We start from the raw sequence: 17,250 nt of genomic DNA, 5'->3' as shown, positions 1-17,250 counted from the left end.
TCCGAACGGTGCAGCCCGCCGATCGCGCCCCAGCTGCCGGCGAAGTTCTGATCGCCATGGGCGATGCGATCGGCGCCATGGCCGATGAACAGCGCGTACAGGTCGCTGGTGTTGTATTGCTTCAGCACGTAGAAATTGGGCGTGGCGACAAAGGCCGGGCCGCTGCGCCCTGCCGGCATCAGCAGAAAGCCTTCGGCCTTCAGCTCACTCACTGGAAACGGTTTGCCGCCGACGCGCTTGATGCCCATATCAGCCCATTGCGAGATTTTCTTGCCCTGGTCCGGGCCTTCCAGCGAACAGGAAACGCTTTCCGGCACCGTCACCTCGAATCCCCAGCCACGACCCTTTACCCAGCCATAGTGGACGAGATAATTGGCGATCGAGGCCAACACGTCGGGCGTCGAGTTCCAGATGTCGACGCGGCCGTCGCCGTCGAAATCGACGGCATGTTTCAGGAACGAGGTCGGCATGAATTGCGGCTGGCCGAGCGCGCCGGCCCAGGACGATTTCATCGCGCCGACCGGAGCCAGCCCGCGCTCGACGATCTCGAGTGCGGCAAGCAGTTCGGTGCGGAAGAAGTCCTTCCTGGTCGACATGAATGCCTTGGTGCCCAGCACTTCGAAGGCGTCATAAGGCATCTTCGCCGCGCCGAATCCGGTCTCGCGGCCCCAGATCGCCAGCAGCACTTCGCCCGGCACGCCATAGCGCTTTTCGATGGCCGCAAGTGTCCTGGCATTGGCGGCTTCGCGCGCGCGCGCGCCCGCCGTCACCGCGCGAACCGTCTTCTCGGCGAAATAGGCGCCGGGTGAGCCGAATTCGGCCTGGTGCTGCTTCTGGGGCGTGGCCGCCTTCTCGCCCGGCTTGACCAGGTCCGGCAGCTTCAGATTGGGCTTGATGCCGTCGAAGGCGGCATCAAAGGTGGTTTTGGAAATGCCTTTCGCCTTGGCCTGCGGCCAGAGGTCGTTCTGCAGCCAGGCGCGGAACTGGTCGTCGATCTTTGCGGCGGAGGCGGGGGTGGAAAAGACCGAGAGAAGAACTGCAAAAAAGGAAAACAGAGCCAATCTGAGAGGTTTGCGTTCCTTCGCACCCCCCTCTGTCCTGCCGAGGGGGGTGCTTGGCACCAGCCTTGGTGGACACGCAAAAATCATGCTCCGCATCCTCTGCCGCAACTTTGTCAAAACGCCGTCCGCGAACGCAGCGCCGCGGCCAGCGTGCCCTCGTCGAGATAGTCGAGTTCGCCGCCGACCGGCACGCCATGCGCAAGGCGCGTCACCTTGATGTCGAAGCCGGACAACTGGTCGGTGAGGTAATGCGCGGTCGTCTGGCCCTCGACCGTCGCATTGACGGCGAGGATGATCTCCTTGACCTCGCCGCCGGCGACGCGATCAACCAGCGAGCGCATGTTGAGCTGCTCGGGGCCGATGCCGTCGAGCGGCGACAGCGTGCCGCCGAGCACGTGGTAGCGCACATTCATCGCCGCCGCGCGCTCCAGCGCCCACAGGTCGGAGACGTCCTCGACGACGATGATGGTGCCGGCATCACGGCGCGGATCGGTGCAGATCATGCAAGGGTCCGATGTATCGACATTGCCGCAGGTCGAGCAGATGCGCACCTTGTCGGCCGCCTCGGCCATGGCGGCGGCAAGGGGCGACAAAAGCTGCTCTTTCTTCTTGATCAGATGAAGGGCGGCACGCCTGGCCGAACGGGGTCCCAGCCCCGGCACCTTGGCCAGGAGCTGGATCAGACGTTCGATCTCGGGACCGGCGATTCGCTTCGACATCGCTCTGATCTAGAGCAATTCCAGGAAAAGTGCGAAGCGGTTTTCCGTCCGGAATTGCGTCAAAACGAAAAGCTGGAGCGGTTCACCGTTTCCGCGAAACGGTGAACCGCTCCAGGATTTTTCAGAGCGCTTTGGAACATCTGCATCCGCATGACCGCCATATTGGGCCTTGGCGGACCGCGGGGCGCAGATCAGTTGGTCTCGAGCGGCCGGCCCTGGCTGACAATCATCGCGCCAATGGCGTCTGTGTTCTCAGGCGTCGACTGGAACCCCATCGACGCCTCTTGCGGCGCGTCTTGAACCGACGAGATGACCCTTGTGTTCAAGCTTCCGCCAAAACGCGCGGCATCCGGCTCTTCCATCGGCTCCTGCATCGCCACCACCGTCGGCTCTTGCGAGACACGCGCGGATTTCGCGGCCGGCGCGGCGGCGGCGGTCACATAGGTCTGCTGGGCGGGAGCGGATCGAACGGTTGCCGTCCTGGCTGGACGCACCGGCTCGGCGGACGCGACCATCGTCACCGGCGCGGCTGACTTGTCGGGCGCCGCCGAGGCAATAGCGACCTGCGGCTCATCCGGCAGCGGCTGCCAGTTGCGGCCGCGCTTCTCGTAGAAGGCATTGCCGCCGGCAACCATGGTGTAGTGCATGTTCTTGTAGGGGAAGCGGAGGCCGGCTGTGTGGAAGAACATGGTGTTCTTGAGCTTGGACTTGCGCTCGCCCTTCAGCACCGCGTCGGCGGCTTCCTCGACATCGGGCATTGCGCGTGAATTCATCGGCCTTGTCATGACACCAGGCGCGAACTGCCCGGGCTCGCCCACCACTTGGCAGATGGTGCTGCCATGATTGCCGGAGCGCAGCCGGTTCATCACCACCGTGCCGACCGCGATCATGCCGTCGCGGCTCGAGCGGTTGGACTCGAAGAACATCGCCCGTTCCAGGCATTCCTTGTCCTTCGGCGTGTGGCTGTAGGCCCCTGAACTCAGGAAACCTGGCGTGATGGCGTCGGTCAGGCTGGCGACGGACATGCCGTGTGAAGTGGTCTGGCTGCAGGCAGCCAAAAACAGGGGTGAAATGACGGCGCCGAGCAACAGCGGCGTCTTCCATCGCGTGGAAATCAACAGGTAACCCTCTCACTTCGTGCCCGCCCCCAGGCTGCGGCAAGAATGAGACACTTTCGGGCAAAATGATGGCCAAAACGTTATTAACAACGTACTGTTGCCAAATTGGCACAATTTCGTGGCTTTCCAGATAGATCGAGCCGTCATTTCACAAAAGCGATGACCGCTCTCTCTTTGTTTCGCCGCAATTGCCCCAAGGGAAAGCACCACGCGATTTTTCCTGAAGCGATCTACCGCCCGGCCGCTATCGCGGCCGGCTGGCCAGGCTCAAGCTCCTCGACCTTCTCCGAAAACAGGCCGCGCCGGAGGAACAGCGTCCGCGCCTCCCTGGCCGTCGGCGCGATCTTTCCCGGCCAGTCGCTGTCTATGAACTCAGCCTTGGTGAAGTCCGGATTTGTCTCGCTTGCCGCCTCGAGGAATTCGGCGATCTCCAGCACGATCGCGCGCTCGTCCTTCGAAAGCGCGGATGTGCCGGCTTCGATCGATGGGCGATGGAGGAAATCCTCGAACAGATAGAAATAACCCTTGATGCCGACGAGATCGACGCCGTCGTCACAATCGGCCAGGATTTCCAGGATCTCGTAGATCCTGTTGCGGATACGCTGCTCGATCAGTCTTTCGGACGGCTCTTCGGCCATGGCCGCACCGAAGGCTAGAAGGGCAGTTTCATTCCCGGCGGGATCGGCAGGCCCGCGGTCAGCGCCTTGGTCTTTTCCTGCATGATCTGCTCGACCTTGGTCTTGGCGTCGTTGTGAGCGGCCAGCACCAGGTCTTCCAGGATCTCGACATCGTCTTCCTTGAACAGAGACGGATCGATCTTCAACGACTTCATCTCGAATTTTCCGGTCAGCGTCACATTGACCAGGCCGCCGCCGGCCTGGCCGGACGCTTCCAGCGTGGCGATCTCGTCCTGCATGGCCTGGAACTTGGCCTGCATTTCCTTCGCCTTGCCCATCAGGCCGAGAAGATCTTTCATGGTCGGGTCCTTTGCGGATTCGTGGCTGGATCAGGGTTCATCGTCGTCAGCCGGCGGCTCGACCGGCACTTCGGCCTCTGCCGTTTCGGCTTCCGGCGCGTCCGGAATGCGCACGTCGATGATCTTGGCACCGGGAAAGCGCGCCAGGATGGCGGCCACTGTCGGGTCGCTCTTGGCATCGAGAAAAGCCGTCTCGCGTTTGGCCGATTCCATTTCGGCGAGCGTCTGGCCGCCCTCTTCCTTCGACAGCGAGACAAGCCAGCTGCGACCGGTCCAGGCGCGCAATTTCGTCGTCAGGTCGTTGAGCAGCATCTTGGGCGCATCGCTGGTCAGGCCAACGTCGATGCGGCCGGGCTCGATGCGTACAAACCGGATGCAGCTTTTGACCAGCACCTTGAAGGCGATGTCGCGCTGCGCGTCTGCCAGGGCAATGATGTCGGCCAGCGATTTCAGCGGCGCCGATTGCGCCTCCGTGACCGGCTCCGGCGGAGCGACGTAGGGAACGGGCGCAGGCGAGGCTTCGACCAGCCGCATGGTCTGCGCGCCGCCCGGGCCAGACGGCATGCGCGTCTGCGCCACCGCGCTGGCGCCGTTGCCTCCCCCTGCAGGCGCCCCATTTGGGCGCGGCGCGCCATTCTGCGCCGGCGCGGCGCCTTCAAGCGATCTCAACGCCTCGTCCAGCGTCGGCAGGTCGGCGGCATGCGCCAGCCGGATCAGCACCATTTCGGCGGCACTGACCGGCCGGTTGGAGGACTGCACCTCTGGAATGCCCTTGAGCAGCATCTGCCACGTCCGCGACAGCACCCTGACCGACAGCGTCCTGGCGAAATCGGCGCCGCGCTGCCGCTCGTCCTCGGATAGCGAGGCATCCTCGATGGCCGTCGGCACGAAACGCAGCCGGGTGACGAGGTGGTTGAATTCGGCAAGGTCGGTCAGCACGGCGGCCGGATCGGCGCCGGTATCGTATTGCGCACGGAATTCGCCAAGGGCTGCCGCGATATCGCCTTTCATCACATGTTCGAACAGGTCGACGATGCGGGCGCGGTCGGCAAGCCCCAGCATCGCCCGAACGGCATCGGCGCCGACAGAGCCGGCGCCATGGGCGATCGCCTGGTCGAGGATGGAGAGCGAATCACGAGCCGAGCCCTCGGCGGCGCGCGCGATCATCGCCAGCGCATCGTCGTCGACCGAAATGCCTTCCTTGGCCGAGATCGAAGCGAGATGCCCGACCAGCGCGCCGGCGTCGATGCGCCTCAGGTCGAAGCGCTGGCAGCGCGACAGGACGGTGATCGGGACCTTGCGGATCTCGGTGGTGGCAAAGATGAATTTGACGTGCGGCGGCGGCTCTTCCAGCGTCTTCAGAAGGCCGTTGAAGGCCTGCGTCGACAGCATGTGCACTTCGTCGATGATGTAGACCTTGTAGCGGGCCGAGACCGGCGCGTAGCGCACGCGCTCGATGATATCCCTGATGTCGTCGATGCCGGTGTGCGAGGCGGCGTCCATCTCGATGACGTCGACATGGCGGCCTTCCATGATCGCCTGGCAATGTTCGCCGAGGACGGCAAGGTCGACCGACGGCTGGTCGATATCAGCGGTTTTATAGTTCAGGGCGCGCGCGAGGATGCGCGCCGTCGTGGTCTTGCCGACGCCGCGCACGCCGGTCAGCATCCAGGCCTGGGCGATACGGCCGGTGGCAAAGGCGTTGGTGAGGGTGCGCACCATCGGCTCCTGGCCGACCAGCTCGGAGAAGTTCGAAGGACGGTACTTGCGTGCCAGCACGCGATAGGCGGCGGCCTTGCCTATCTCCAGGCTTTTTGGTCCCGAATTTCCGGCTTCGCTCATACGCCCGTAAAGCTCCAAATGGCCGCGCCCGAAGGCGGCCGATTCCTGCGCATAGTCTCGCCCGCGCTGCAATGCGTCGTCAATGTCGCGAGAGGGGCCGATGAGGTGGGAGGCTGGAACAATGACCCGTTCCGGGCTCGTTAGGGCTGCTTCCTTCCGGACCTGACCCGGTTGGCGAGTGGATCGTCCACCACCAACCTCCCGCTTTCCATATCGGCAATTGCGCGACGAAATGCAAGTGCGCCGCAGAAATCGCAAAAATATGGAATTGGCGCACCAAAGCGTGAGGGGCGCAATGATTCGCTTGCAGCCCCCCTGCCGCCGCTCTAGCGTTCCTGCGTTTGAGGAAAACAAGAAAAGCAAGGGAAACGCCGATGCTGCCGGGCCTGAAGGCCGGATTCACGCTGGACGCACGGCTGGAGGCGGACAGCGAGCAGTTGATGTGGCTTGGGCTGTGCGAGCTGCGGGTGATGAACGACCGCCGCTGGCCCTGGTTGCTGCTGGTGCCGCAGCGCCCCGGCGCGGAGGAAATCCACGACATGACGCCGCTCGACCAGGCGATGCTGACCTTCGAGACCAATATGGTGGCGCAGGCGCTGAAGAAAGCGACCGGCTGCACCAAGATCAACACCGGCGCGCTCGGCAACATCGTGCGCCAGTTGCACATCCATGTCATCGCGCGTTCGGAAGGCGATCCCGGCTGGCCAGGTCCTGTGTGGGGACATGGCCTGCGAGAGCCCTATCAGCGTTCCGACTTGCGACGGTTTGCCGAAACGATCAAGGCGGCGCTATAAGCGTTCCCCGTGTCCATCCCTCAACATATTCCAGAGTCCCCATGAGCTTCCGCCTGTTTGACGCGCCTTTGCGCGAGCCGAGCCAGTTCGTCGGCTTCGCCGGCAACACGATCGACCGGCAGTCCGAGAACCGCGCCGACGATTCGGTCGACAAAGCGCTGGCCGATCCGGCGACGCGGCTGCTTCTGATGCATGGCGGCCGGCTCTATCTGAAGCTCGGCGATGGCGGCGCTCTCGATCCCTGGTTCGGTGCGACCGAGAGCGAGCCCTTCAAGGTTTCCCTGGCGCAAGGCATCCTGCTCGGCTTTTCCGAACGAGGACCGGTGCTGGCCGTGCCCGCCGGCGTCGAACCCGAACAGCTTCCGGAAACAGTCAAGGCCATCGACTACCGCTCGGTCTACATGCAAGGGCTGATCGACGAGGCGGCGGCCGGCGCGATGGCGCAAGGGGCGGCTTTGCTCGCCTGGCATGCCAGCCATCGCTTCTGCAGCAAATGCGGCACGGAATCGCAGATGCGGGCCGGCGGCTACAAGCGGCATTGCCCGAATTGCGGCACCGAGCATTTTCCGCGCACCGACCCGGTGGCGATCATGCTGACGGCGACGCGGGAGAAGTGCCTGCTCGGACGCGGTCGGCATTTCGCGCCGGGCATGTATTCGGCCCTCGCCGGCTTCATCGAGCCGGGCGAGACGATCGAGGCGGCGGTGCGCCGCGAGACGCTGGAGGAGGCCGGCATCCGGCTTGGCCGCGTCGTCTACCACGCCAGCCAGCCCTGGCCGTTCCCCTATTCGCTGATGATCGGCTGCTTCGGCGAGCCGCTCAATGACGATATCCAGGCCGACCTCAACGAGCTTGAGGACTGCCGCTGGTTTTTTCGCGACGAGGTGCGCCGGATGCTGGAAAGGACGCACCAGGACAATCTGATCACGCCGCCGAAAGGCGCCATTGCGCATCACCTCATCCGCGCCTGGGTCGATTCAGAATGATGGCAGCGAACACCTAAAGACATTGCAGGAGCAGGACATGATCCGTCACACCGTCGTTTTCACGCTGAAGCATCCGCCGCATTCGCTGGAGGAAAAGCGGTTCCTGGTCGACGCCAAGAGGATCCTCACCGCGATCAGGGGCGTCACGCATTTCGAGCAATTGCGGCAGATCAGCCCCAAGAACGACTATCGTTTCGGCTTCTCGATGGAGTTCGCCGACCAGGCCGCCTACACCAGGTACAACGACCATCCAGACCATGTCGCCTTCGTGCGCGACCGCTGGGTGCCGGAGGTCGAGACCTTCATGGAGATCGACTATGTGCCGCTGGGCGCGGTGATCTAGTCCGCAACCTTCCACTGCTCACGCGACTCGCTGGCCGGATAGACGCCGAGAATGCGCACTTCGCGCGAGAAGAAACGAAGCTCGTCCAGCGCCAGCTTGACCAGCGGGTCGTCGGGGTGGCCCTCGATGTCGGCGTAAAACAGCGTCGCCGTGAAAGCGCCCAGCTGGTAGCTCTCCAGCTTGGTCATGTTGATGCCGTTGGTGGCGAAGCCGCCCATGGCCTTGTAGAGCGCGGCCGGCACGTTGCGGACGCGGAAGATGAAGGTCGTCATCATCTTGACGTCGGGCGAAGGACGCTCGGCCCATTGCTTGTTCTTGGTCAGGACGACAAAGCGGGTGACGTTTGAGTCGGTGTCCTCGACGTTTTGCTCGATGATATCGAGCCCGTAGAGGGTCGCGGCCAGGGCCGGCGACAGCGCCGCCATGCTGCGGTCCTTGACCTCGGAGACCATTTTGGCGGCGCCGGCCGTGTCGCCGGCGACGATCGCCTTCCAACCGTTCTTGCGAACGTATTTGCGGCACTGGCCAAGCGCATGGATGTGGCTGTGCACCGTCTTGATCTCGTCGCGCTTGACGCCTGGCAGCACCATCAGCTGGAAATGGATCGGCAGGAAATATTCGCCGACGATGTGCAGCTTCGATTCCGGCAGGAGATGATGGATATCGGCGACGCGCCCGGCAATGGTGTTCTCGATCGGGATCATGGCGAGGTCGGCCTTGTTGGTCTCGACCGCGTTGAAGGCATCCTCGAAGGTCGGGCAGGGCAACGGCTCCATCGAAGGGAACATGTTGCGGCTGGCGGTGTCGGAATTGGCGCCCGGTTCGCCCTGGAAGGATATTCTGTTGGTCTTTTCAGGCATGCCGATATCTCAGGTTGAAAGGATTGTTCTGGCGCGTTCGAGGTCTTCAGGCGTGTCGACGCCGAGCGGCAGCGACTGGACGATCTCGGCGTCGATGCGCATGCCGGCTTCCAGCGCCCGCAACTGTTCCAGCCGCTCGCGCCGTTCGAGCGGCGACGGCTTGAGCGCGACGAAACGCTCGAGTGCTTCGCGGCGATAGGCGTAGAGGCCGACATGATGGTAGAGCGGCCCCTCGCCCCAAGGCGCTGTGGCACGGGTGAAATAGAGCGCCCTCAGCCTGCTGCCGGAAAGCGGCGAGCCGACGATCTTGACGACATTGGGATTGGTCTTTTCCTCATCGCGGACGATCTCGACGCCGAGCGTGGCGATGTCCACCGCACTGTCCTCGAAAGGCCTGAGCGACGCGGCGATGATCCGGGGATCGATGGTCGGCAGGTCGCCCTGCACATTGACGATGGTTTCGACCTTGCGCCCGGGGTCGAGAGCGACCAGCGCCTCGTGGATGCGGTCGGAGCCGGATTCGTGATCCATACGCGTCATCACGGCCTCGAAACCGTGCGCGCGCACCGCTTGCGCCACGCCTTGCGTGTCGGTCGCCACCACCACCCGGCCAAGGCCGGCTTCGGCGGCGCGGCGGGCGACATGGACGATCATCGGGGCGCCGGCGATGTCGGCCAGCGGCTTGCCCGGCAGGCGGGTCGAAGCCATGCGGGCCGGGATCAGGATCAGCGTGGACATTTCGGGTGCAAGGCGTCTCGAAAGAGGACAGGGAAAGTGGCAAAAGGTCTCACTGGAAGCGCCCTTATAGGTGTTGCAACGCCGCAGCAAAAGACCTAGTTTCCGCCCGATTTGACCGCCCTGGCAGGACGGTCACGATACCGACGGACGGAGTGGACGGTTCTGTCCGCCGGAAAAGGGAGCAAGGGGCGTATGGATTCCAACGAAGTCAACAAACTGCTCGCCGGATTGCTCGGAACCGTTTTCGTCGTCTTCTCGGTCGGCATTGTGTCCGATGCGCTGTTTGCGTCGCCGGCGCCGGAAAAGCCTGGTTTCGCCATCGAGGCCGCCGAGCCCGCCGAAGGCGGTCCGGCCGCGCCCGCCGCCGCGGCCAAGCCGATCGCCGATCTGCTGGCGACCGCCAATGTCGAGCAGGGTGCTGCCGTCTTCAAGAAGTGCCAGGCCTGCCATTCCGGCGAAAAGGGCGGCCCCAACAAGGTCGGCCCGGACCTGTGGGACCTCGTCGACCGTCCGGTCGCCGAGCATGAAGGCTTTGCCTATTCGGCCGGCATGAAGGAATTCTCCAAGGGCGGCACCGAGAAGTGGACCTACGACAACATCAACCACTTCATCACCTCGCCGAAGAAATTCGTGAAGGGCACCGCCATGGGCTTCGCCGGCCTGCCCAAGGACGAGGACCGCGCCAACGTCATCGCCTATCTGCGCACGCTGTCCGACAATCCCAAGCCGCTGCCGGCACCCGGTGCCGCCGCCGATGCAGGCGCCAAGCCTGCCGATGCAGCCGCTCCGGCAAAGCCGGCTGAGGGTGCCGCGCCGGCCGCTCCCGCCGCCCCGGCTCCGGCCGCACCGGCACCGGCGCCTGCCCAATAATTTCGATATCATCTCGACGACCTTGAAAAAGCCGGGTTCAGCCCGGCTTTTTTATTGGGAAAACCGCATAGGCGGCGACAAAGCCGCGCATGACGGTTTTCACGAGCGCCAAATCATCTAGATTGCCCATGAACGGGCATCGCGAAGAGGATAGTGCATGACGGTTGGCCGAACGCTTCTCAAGTCGTTGCTGGCGGCAGCCCTTCTGGCGGCGGGATTGCAGGCTGCCCGCGCCGACGAATGGCGCACCACCTCATCGCTGATCGGCGAGTCCAAATACGGCGCCAATTTCCAGCACTACGATTACGTCAATCCGAACGCGCCCAAGGGCGGCACGCTGAACTCGGTGGAACTCGGCACCTTCGACAGCTTCAATCCTTTCATCGCACGCGGCACCCCTGCCGCAGGATTGAACTATCAGGGTGGGCTCCTCTACCAGTCGCTGATGGCGAAATCCCTTGACGAGGGCAGCGTCAACCATCCCGAGATAGCAGACGCCTACAAGTACCCAGCCGATTTTTCATCCGCAACTTATCGGCTCGACCCGCGTGCCAGATGGCATGATGGCCAACCGATCACCGTGGATGACGTGATTTGGTCATTTAACTTTCTCAAAAAGGAAAGTCCGCAGTTCAACCGCTATTTCGCCAACGTCACCGAGGCGGTCGCCGTTTCAGATCGGGAAGTCGAGTTCCGTTTTGATCAGAAGGGTAATCGCGAGTTACCGCTGATCATGGCGGATGTGGTGGTGCTGCCGAAGCACTGGTGGGAAGGCACCGATGCCAACGGCAAGAAGCGCGACATCACCCAGCCAAGCCTTGAAATCCCGCTCGGCTCTGGACCCTACAAGATCGAGAGCTTCAAACCTGGTTCGGAAGTCGTCTGGCGACGCGTTCCGGACTTCTGGGCCGCCGATCTGGCCATCAATGTCGGGCGCAACAACTACGACACCAGACGCTACACCTACATTCTCGATGACAACGCCGCGTGGCAAGCCTTCACCAAAGGCGGATATGAGGACATCCAGGCTGAAAACAGTGCGCGATTATGGATGACGCGCTACAATTTTCCGGCTCTCAAAGCCGGCGATGTCATCAAGCGGGAGTTCAAGGCGACATCACTCGCCTCGATGCAAGGTTTCATGCTGAACACGCGACGGACAAAGTTCCAGGATCGGCGCGTGCGCGAGGCGCTCGGTTACGCCTTCGACTTCGAAACCTTGAACCGCACCCAATCCTTCGGCCTCAACACCCGCTCCAACAGCTATTTCATGGGCAGCGAACTTGCTTCGAGCGGACTGCCGCGGGGCAAAGAATTGGAGATCCTCAATCAATACAAGGGCAAGCTCCCGCCAGAACTGTTTACCCAGGAGTTCAAGCTTCCGGTCTTCGATAGCCCGAAGGCCGAGCGGTCGTACCTGCGCGAAGCGATCGATCTGTTTGCGGCGGCGGGTTGGAAAATCCAGAATGGCCGTATGACCAATGAGAAAAGCGGGGAGCCTTTTACCGTCGAGATTCTGGGCTTCGACCAGGGCGCCGAACAAACGGTCAATCCATTTGTAAATATGCTGGGAAAGATCGGCATCTCGGCTTCGTTCAGGATAGTCGATACCAGCCAGTACATCGCTCGCGTCAACAATTTCGACTACGACGTCATAACCTCTCGGCTGCCGCAGTCGGACTCGCCGGGCAATGAACAACGCGAGTACTGGAGTTCGAAGGCAGCCGATACACCGGGCTCACGAAATTACGCGGGGATCAAGGACCCAGTGGTCGACGCACTGGTTGAACGCGTTATCTTCGCGACGGATCGCGACGACCTGCTCGCCGCCACTCATGCGCTCGACCGGGTTCTGTTGTGGAATTTCTATTGCGTCCCGCAATTCACCCGATCAGTAACCTGGCTGGCCTACTGGAACAAATTCGGCATCCCGGAAAAACAGCCGACTTACTTGGGTCCCGACATCGATTCCTGGTGGATCGACCCGGACAAGGAGAAGGCGCTGGCGGCCAAATACAAGGGCGGCAATTGATGGCGGCCCTGCCCCGCCGCGACTTTCTCGCCCTGGGCAGTGCCGCGGCAGCCGCTGCCCTGTTGCCCGGCCGGGCCTTCGCCGACATTGCGACTGGCATCAAGCTGCATGGCCTGTCGGCCTTCGGCGACCTCAAATACAAGCCCGATTTCGCGCATTTCGACTACGTCAATCCGGACGCGCCCAAGGGCGGCCAGATGAATTTCGCGCCGCCGAACGCAACCCTCAATCAGAGCTTCCTGACCTTCAACACGTTGAATTTCCTGGTGTTGAAGGGGGAGGCGCCGCCGCGCGCCGAACTCTGTTTCGATTCGCTGATGACAAGCGCGCTCGATGAGCCGGATGCAGTCTATGGCCTGCTTGCCGAAACCGTTACCCTGTCGCCAGACCGCAACGGTTTCCGCTTCGTGCTGCGACCGCAAGCGCGTTTCCACGACGGCTCGCCGCTGACCGCGCAAGACGTTGTCTTTGCGCTGAAGCTCTATAAGGACAAGGGCCATCCGAACCTTTCCCAGGCGTTGCGGTACATGACCGACGTGGTTGCGGTCGATCCCACCACCGTCGATCTCACCCTCAACGGCAAGCAGTCGGCGCAAAACGTCCTTGCGATCGTGGGGATGCCGATCGTCTCCAAGGCATTTTATACGGCCAATGATTTCGATGCTTCGACCATGACGCCGCCGCTTGGCTCGGGTCCCTACAAGATTGGACGCGTGGCGGCCGGACAGACGGTCGAATATGACCGCGTCGCCGACTATTGGGGCCGCGATCTCCCGGTGAACCGCGGCCTCTACAATTTCGACCGCATCCGCATCGACTTCTATCTTGACCGGCAGGCGGCATTCGAGGCCTTCAAGAAAGGCGACACGCATTTTCGCGAGGAATTCACCTCACGGGTATGGGCGACCGGATACGACTTTCCGGCGCTGAAGGACGGCAAGGTCCTCAAACGGGAATTTCCCGGCGAGAAGACGCCAGACATGCAGAGCGTCGCGCTGAACCAGCGTCGTCCGCAATTCCGCGATGAGCGGGTGCGGCGGGCGATCGCCAGATGCTTCGATTTCGAATGGATGAAGCGGGCCTTGTTTTACGGCTCCTACGAGCGCTCTCAATCGAACTTCGAACGATCGGATTACAAGGCCGAAGGCCTGCCCTCGCCTGACGAATTGGCCCTGCTGGAGCCATTCCGGGCCGAGTTGCCGCCAGAGGTTTTCGGTGAAGCGGTAACACAGCCCCTGTCCGACGGTTCGGGCCATGACCGCAAGCTGCTGGGCGAGGCTTCGAGATTGCTTGCGCAAGCCGGCTGGAAGCGCGACGGCAGTTTCGTCGTCAATGACAAGGGTGAGCGGCTGCGGGTCGAAATGCTGGCGGAGGACGATGGCATCGTTCGTATCTACACCCCGTGGTCGGAGAATATGAAGGCGATCGGGATCGACGCATCGATCCGGCAAATCGATTCGGCGCAGTATGAGCAGCGGCACAGCAATTACGACTTCGATCTTGCCTTGCTGCATTGGTCGATCGGGGCGACGCCGACTGACGACAGCCTGCAGATGCTCTATGATTCCCGCATGGCGAAAATCCCGGGGCAGCGCAACTATCCCGGCACCGAAAGCAAGGCCATCGACGCCCTGATCGCGGCAGCAGCCAAGGCGAAAGACCGTATAGAACTCGTCACGGCGCTCAGAGCGCTCGACCGGGTCTTGCGCGCGCGGCTGGACTGGATTCCAACATACTATCTGGCGAATCACCGCGTCGCCTATTGGGACATGTTCGGCTTTGTCGAACAGAAGCCTGATTTCGGCTTTCCGGTCGAGACGCTGTGGTGGTTCGATAAGGGCAAGGCGGCAAGAATTGGCAAAGGCTGAGATGTTCGCTCAACGAGGGCAGAAGGCCTGATGGGCGCCTATATCCTGCGCCGCATCCTTTTGATGATCCCGACGCTGTTCGGCATCATGGCGATATCCTTCGCCGTCATCCAGTTCGCCCCCGGCGGTCCGGTCGAACAGGTCATCGCCCGGCTGACCAATCAGGGCGGCAGCGACCGCCTCGGCGGTGGTGGCGGCGACGCGGGTGCCGGCGGCAATTTCGATGCCGCCGGTGACGTCAGCTCGAAATATCGCGGTGCGCAGGGGCTCGATCCGGAATTCATCAAGAAGCTGGAAAAGCAGTTCGGCTTCGACAAGCCGCCGCTCGAGCGCTTCGGCATGATGCTGTGGAACTATGCCCGCTTCGATTTCGGCGACAGCTATTTCCGCGACATTTCGGTGCTCGACCTGATCCTGGAAAAAATGCCGGTGTCGATCTCGATCGGGCTGTGGATCACGCTGTTGTCCTACCTGATCTCGATCCCGCTCGGCATCCGCAAGGCGGTCAAGGACGGCACTCCCTTCGACGTCTGGACCAGCGGCGTCGTCATTGTCGGCTATGCCATTCCGGGCTTCCTGTTCGGCATCATGCTGATGGTGCTGTTTGCCGGCGGGTCTTTCTGGGACTGGTTTCCGTTGCGCGGCCTCACCTCGGACAATTGGGATCAATTGTCGTGGTGGGGAAAGATCGTCGACTATTTCTGGCACATGACATTGCCGCTGACCGCGCTGGTGCTGTCGGCCTTCGCCACCACGACGCTGCTGACCAAGAACTCGTTCCTCGAAGAAATCCGCAAACAGTATGTGGTGACGGCGCGGGCCAAGGGTCTGTCGGAACGGCAGGTGCTCTACGGCCACGTCTTCCGCAACGCCATGCTGATCGTCATCGCCGGTTTTCCCGGCGCCTTCATCTCGGCCTTCTTCACCGGCTCGCTGCTGATCGAGAACATCTTCTCCCTCGATGGCCTCGGTCTGCTCGGCTTCCGGTCGGTGGTCGAGCGCGACTATCCGGTGGTGTTCGCCAATCTCTACATCTTCTCGCTGCTGGGGCTGTTCGTCGGGCTCTTGTCCGACCTGCTCTACACCTGGGTCGATCCGCGCATCGATTTCGAGCGGAGAGACGTCTGATGTCGGAGGCTACAGTCCCCGTCAACGCGGCACCCGCGCGGATCAAGCGGCCGTTTCTGTCGCCGCTCAACAAGCGCCGCCTGCAGAACTTCAAAGCCAACCGCCGCGGCTACTGGTCGCTGTGGATCTTCCTCGTCCTGTTCGTGCTGTCGCTGTTTTCCGAGTTCATCGCCAACGACAAGCCGATCATCGCTTCCTACAAGGGCGAAATCCTGTTTCCGGTGCTGGTCGCCTACCCCGAGGAAAAATTCGGCGGCTTCTATGCCGTCACCGATTATCGCGATCCGGTCATCCAGGACGAGATCAACGCCAATGGCTGGATGATCTGGCCGCCGGTGCGCTACTCCTATCAGACGGTCAACAACGCTATTCCCGAAGCAGCACCGGCCAGGCCGTCGTGGCAGTATGACGCCAAGACACGCTGCAACCAGTATCCGCAGGGTGCTGCCGACCCCGCCTGCATCGTCGGCAACTGGAATTGGTTGGGCACCGACGACCAGGCGCGCGACGTGCTGGCGCGCGTCATCTACGGCTTCCGCATTTCGGTGCTGTTCGGCCTGATCCTGACCGCCGGCTCGGCCTTGATCGGCGTCGCGGCCGGCGCCGTGCAAGGTTATTTCGGCGGCTGGACGGATCTCTTGTTCCAGCGTTTCATCGAGATCTGGTCCGCCATCCCGGTGCTCTATCTCCTGCTCATCGTCGCCGCCATCCTGCCGCCGGGCTTCTTCATCCTGCTCGGCCTGATGCTGCTGTTCTCCTGGGTGGCGCTGGTCGGCGTGGTGCGGGCCGAGTTCCTGCGCGCCCGCAATTTCGAATATGTCAACGCGGCCCGGGCGCTCGGCGTGCCCAACCGCACCATCATGTTCCGGCACCTGCTGCCTAATGCCATGGTGGCGACATTGACCTTCATGCCCTTCCTGCTCTCGGGCTCGATCTCGACGCTGACCTCGCTCGACTATCTCGGCTTTGGCCTGCCGCCCGGCTCCGCCTCGCTCGGCGAATTGCTCAAGCAGGCGCAGCGCAACCTCAATGCGCCGTGGCTCGGCATTTCCGGCTTCGTCGTCATCTCGCTGATGCTGTCCCTGCTGGTCTTCGTCGGCGAGGCGACGCGCGACGCCTTCGATCCGCGCAAGACGTTCAGATGAGCGAAGCCCCCTTGCTCAGCGTACAGGACCTCAGCGTCGCCTTCAGCCAGGGCGGCGGCCAGTCGACGGCTGTCGACCACATCTCGTTCGACATCGCCAAGGGCGAGACGGTGGCGCTGGTCGGCGAATCCGGCTCCGGCAAATCGGTCTCGGCGCTTTCGGTGCTGAAGCTTTTGCCCTATCCAAGCGCCAGCCACCCCTCGGGAAAGATCGTGTTCCAGGGCAACGACCTGCTGGCGATGAGCGAGAAGCAGTTGCGGCAGGTGCGCGGCAACAAGATCACCATGATCTTCCAGGAGCCGATGACCTCGCTCAATCCGCTGCACACGATCGAGCATCAAATCGTCGAGATCCTGAAGCTGCACCAAGGCATGGCCGACCGCCCCGCCAAGGAGCGCACCCTGGCCCTGCTCAACGAGGTTGGCATCCGCGATCCGCACAAGCGCCTCGATGCCTATCCACACCAGTTGTCCGGGGGCCAGCGCCAGCGCGTGATGATCGCCATGGCGCTGGCCAACGAGCCCGAACTGCTGATCGCCGACGAGCCGACGACGGCGCTCGACGTCACCGTTCAGGCGCAGATCCTCGAACTGCTGGCCGGCTTGAAGAGCCGCAAGGGCATGTCGATGCTGTTCATCACCCATGATCTCGGCATCGTGCGCAAGATTGCCGACCGCGTCTGCGTGATGACCAAGGGCAAGATCGTCGAGACCGGCCCGACCAAGGAGATCTTCGCCAATCCGCAGCATGCCTACACAAGGCATCTGCTG

At 62.5% G+C, this 17,250-nt stretch carries 17 protein-coding genes and 1 other RNA gene; 9 read left to right on the top strand and 9 right to left on the bottom strand.

What is annotated here, in order from left to right; all coding sequences use genetic code 11:
* The 7 genes from EOA22_RS06170 to ffs all read right to left on the bottom strand — a co-directional run.
* On the bottom strand, window positions 1-1,148 hold a 1,148-nt coding region (locus EOA22_RS06170), incomplete at its 3' end, for a lytic murein transglycosylase (RefSeq protein WP_164755281.1).
* A 26-nt stretch (window positions 1,149-1,174) separates the two neighbouring features.
* The gene (gene recR / locus EOA22_RS06165) at window positions 1,175-1,780 is read right to left on the bottom strand and encodes a recombination mediator RecR (protein WP_013527928.1); all 606 of its coding nucleotides are present in this window, start codon (window positions 1,778-1,780) and stop codon (window positions 1,175-1,177) included.
* Between the two features lie 191 nt (window positions 1,781-1,971).
* A complete protein-coding gene (locus EOA22_RS06160; protein WP_013527929.1) occupies window positions 1,972-2,898 on the bottom strand; it encodes a cell wall hydrolase in 927 nt (308 codons plus the stop codon).
* 230 nt (window positions 2,899-3,128) lie between these two features.
* Window positions 3,129-3,536: a hypothetical protein gene (locus EOA22_RS06155; protein WP_013527930.1), complete on the bottom strand. Its 408-nt coding sequence runs from the start codon at window positions 3,534-3,536 to the stop codon at window positions 3,129-3,131.
* A 14-nt stretch (window positions 3,537-3,550) separates the two neighbouring features.
* Window positions 3,551-3,874 carry a YbaB/EbfC family nucleoid-associated protein gene (locus tag EOA22_RS06150; protein ID WP_013527931.1) on the bottom strand — a complete coding sequence of 108 codons (324 nt, stop codon included), beginning with the start codon at window positions 3,872-3,874 and terminating at the stop codon, window positions 3,551-3,553.
* Between the two features lie 30 nt (window positions 3,875-3,904).
* Window positions 3,905-5,716, bottom strand: a complete 1,812-nt coding sequence (locus EOA22_RS06145; protein ID WP_127389880.1) for a DNA polymerase III subunit gamma/tau — start codon at window positions 5,714-5,716, stop codon at window positions 3,905-3,907.
* A gap of 105 nt (window positions 5,717-5,821) precedes the next feature.
* Window positions 5,822-5,918, bottom strand: an RNA gene (gene ffs, locus EOA22_RS06140) — signal recognition particle sRNA small type.
* A gap of 172 nt (window positions 5,919-6,090) precedes the next feature.
* Here ffs and EOA22_RS06135 point away from each other — a divergent pair.
* The 3 genes from EOA22_RS06135 to EOA22_RS06125 are packed head-to-tail and all read left to right on the top strand — an operon-like array spanning window position 6,091 to window position 7,839.
* On the top strand, window positions 6,091-6,510 hold the full coding sequence (locus tag EOA22_RS06135; RefSeq protein ID WP_013527933.1) for an HIT family protein: 420 nt from the start codon (window positions 6,091-6,093) through the stop codon (window positions 6,508-6,510).
* A gap of 41 nt (window positions 6,511-6,551) precedes the next feature.
* Complete coding sequence (gene nudC, locus EOA22_RS06130; protein ID WP_013527934.1) at window positions 6,552-7,496, top strand: NAD(+) diphosphatase; 945 nt, start codon at window positions 6,552-6,554, stop codon at window positions 7,494-7,496.
* Between the two features lie 37 nt (window positions 7,497-7,533).
* Window positions 7,534-7,839 (top strand): Dabb family protein, encoded by a 306-nt coding sequence (locus tag EOA22_RS06125; RefSeq protein ID WP_027161785.1) that lies wholly within the window; start codon window positions 7,534-7,536, stop codon window positions 7,837-7,839.
* On the opposite strand, the gene EOA22_RS06120 is transcribed toward EOA22_RS06125, so the two are convergent.
* Window positions 7,836-8,699: a prephenate dehydratase gene (locus EOA22_RS06120; RefSeq protein WP_013527936.1), complete on the bottom strand. Its 864-nt coding sequence runs from the start codon at window positions 8,697-8,699 to the stop codon at window positions 7,836-7,838. The two genes, EOA22_RS06125 and EOA22_RS06120, sit on opposite strands and share 4 nt — an antisense overlap.
* A 9-nt stretch (window positions 8,700-8,708) precedes the next feature.
* The gene (locus EOA22_RS06115) at window positions 8,709-9,437 is read right to left on the bottom strand and encodes a 3-deoxy-manno-octulosonate cytidylyltransferase (protein ID WP_063169977.1); all 729 of its coding nucleotides are present in this window, start codon (window positions 9,435-9,437) and stop codon (window positions 8,709-8,711) included.
* Between the two features lie 192 nt (window positions 9,438-9,629).
* On the opposite strand from EOA22_RS06115, the gene EOA22_RS06110 reads away from it, so the two are divergent.
* From EOA22_RS06110 to EOA22_RS06085, 6 genes are all read left to right on the top strand, one after another.
* Window positions 9,630-10,307 (top strand): cytochrome c family protein, encoded by a 678-nt coding sequence (locus tag EOA22_RS06110; RefSeq protein ID WP_013527938.1) that lies wholly within the window; start codon window positions 9,630-9,632, stop codon window positions 10,305-10,307.
* Window positions 10,308-10,464: 157 nt separating this feature from the next.
* A complete protein-coding gene (locus tag EOA22_RS06105; protein ID WP_063169976.1) occupies window positions 10,465-12,339 on the top strand; it encodes an extracellular solute-binding protein in 1,875 nt (624 codons plus the stop codon).
* Window positions 12,339-14,207, top strand: coding sequence for an extracellular solute-binding protein (locus EOA22_RS06100; protein ID WP_063169975.1), 1,869 nt, complete (start codon window positions 12,339-12,341; stop codon window positions 14,205-14,207). Before EOA22_RS06105 ends, EOA22_RS06100 begins: the two co-directional genes overlap by 1 nt.
* 30 nt (window positions 14,208-14,237) lie before the next feature.
* The gene (locus EOA22_RS06095) at window positions 14,238-15,335 is read left to right on the top strand and encodes a microcin C ABC transporter permease YejB (protein WP_013527941.1); all 1,098 of its coding nucleotides are present in this window, start codon (window positions 14,238-14,240) and stop codon (window positions 15,333-15,335) included.
* Window positions 15,335-16,480 (top strand): ABC transporter permease, encoded by a 1,146-nt coding sequence (locus EOA22_RS06090; protein ID WP_063169974.1) that lies wholly within the window; start codon window positions 15,335-15,337, stop codon window positions 16,478-16,480. The genes EOA22_RS06095 and EOA22_RS06090 overlap by 1 nt, the downstream gene beginning before the upstream one ends.
* On the top strand, window positions 16,477-17,250 hold a 774-nt coding region (locus tag EOA22_RS06085), incomplete at its 3' end, for an ATP-binding cassette domain-containing protein (RefSeq protein ID WP_164755278.1). The genes EOA22_RS06090 and EOA22_RS06085, both read left to right, overlap by 4 nt.

Origin of the sequence: Mesorhizobium sp. M7A.F.Ca.US.014.04.1.1 (genome assembly GCF_003998745.1) — a bacterium.
GTDB classification, from domain to species: domain Bacteria; phylum Pseudomonadota; class Alphaproteobacteria; order Rhizobiales; family Rhizobiaceae; genus Mesorhizobium; species Mesorhizobium ciceri.
The sequence above is the reverse complement of the archived record's forward strand: the minus strand, read 5'-3'. Positions and strand labels throughout refer to the sequence as shown.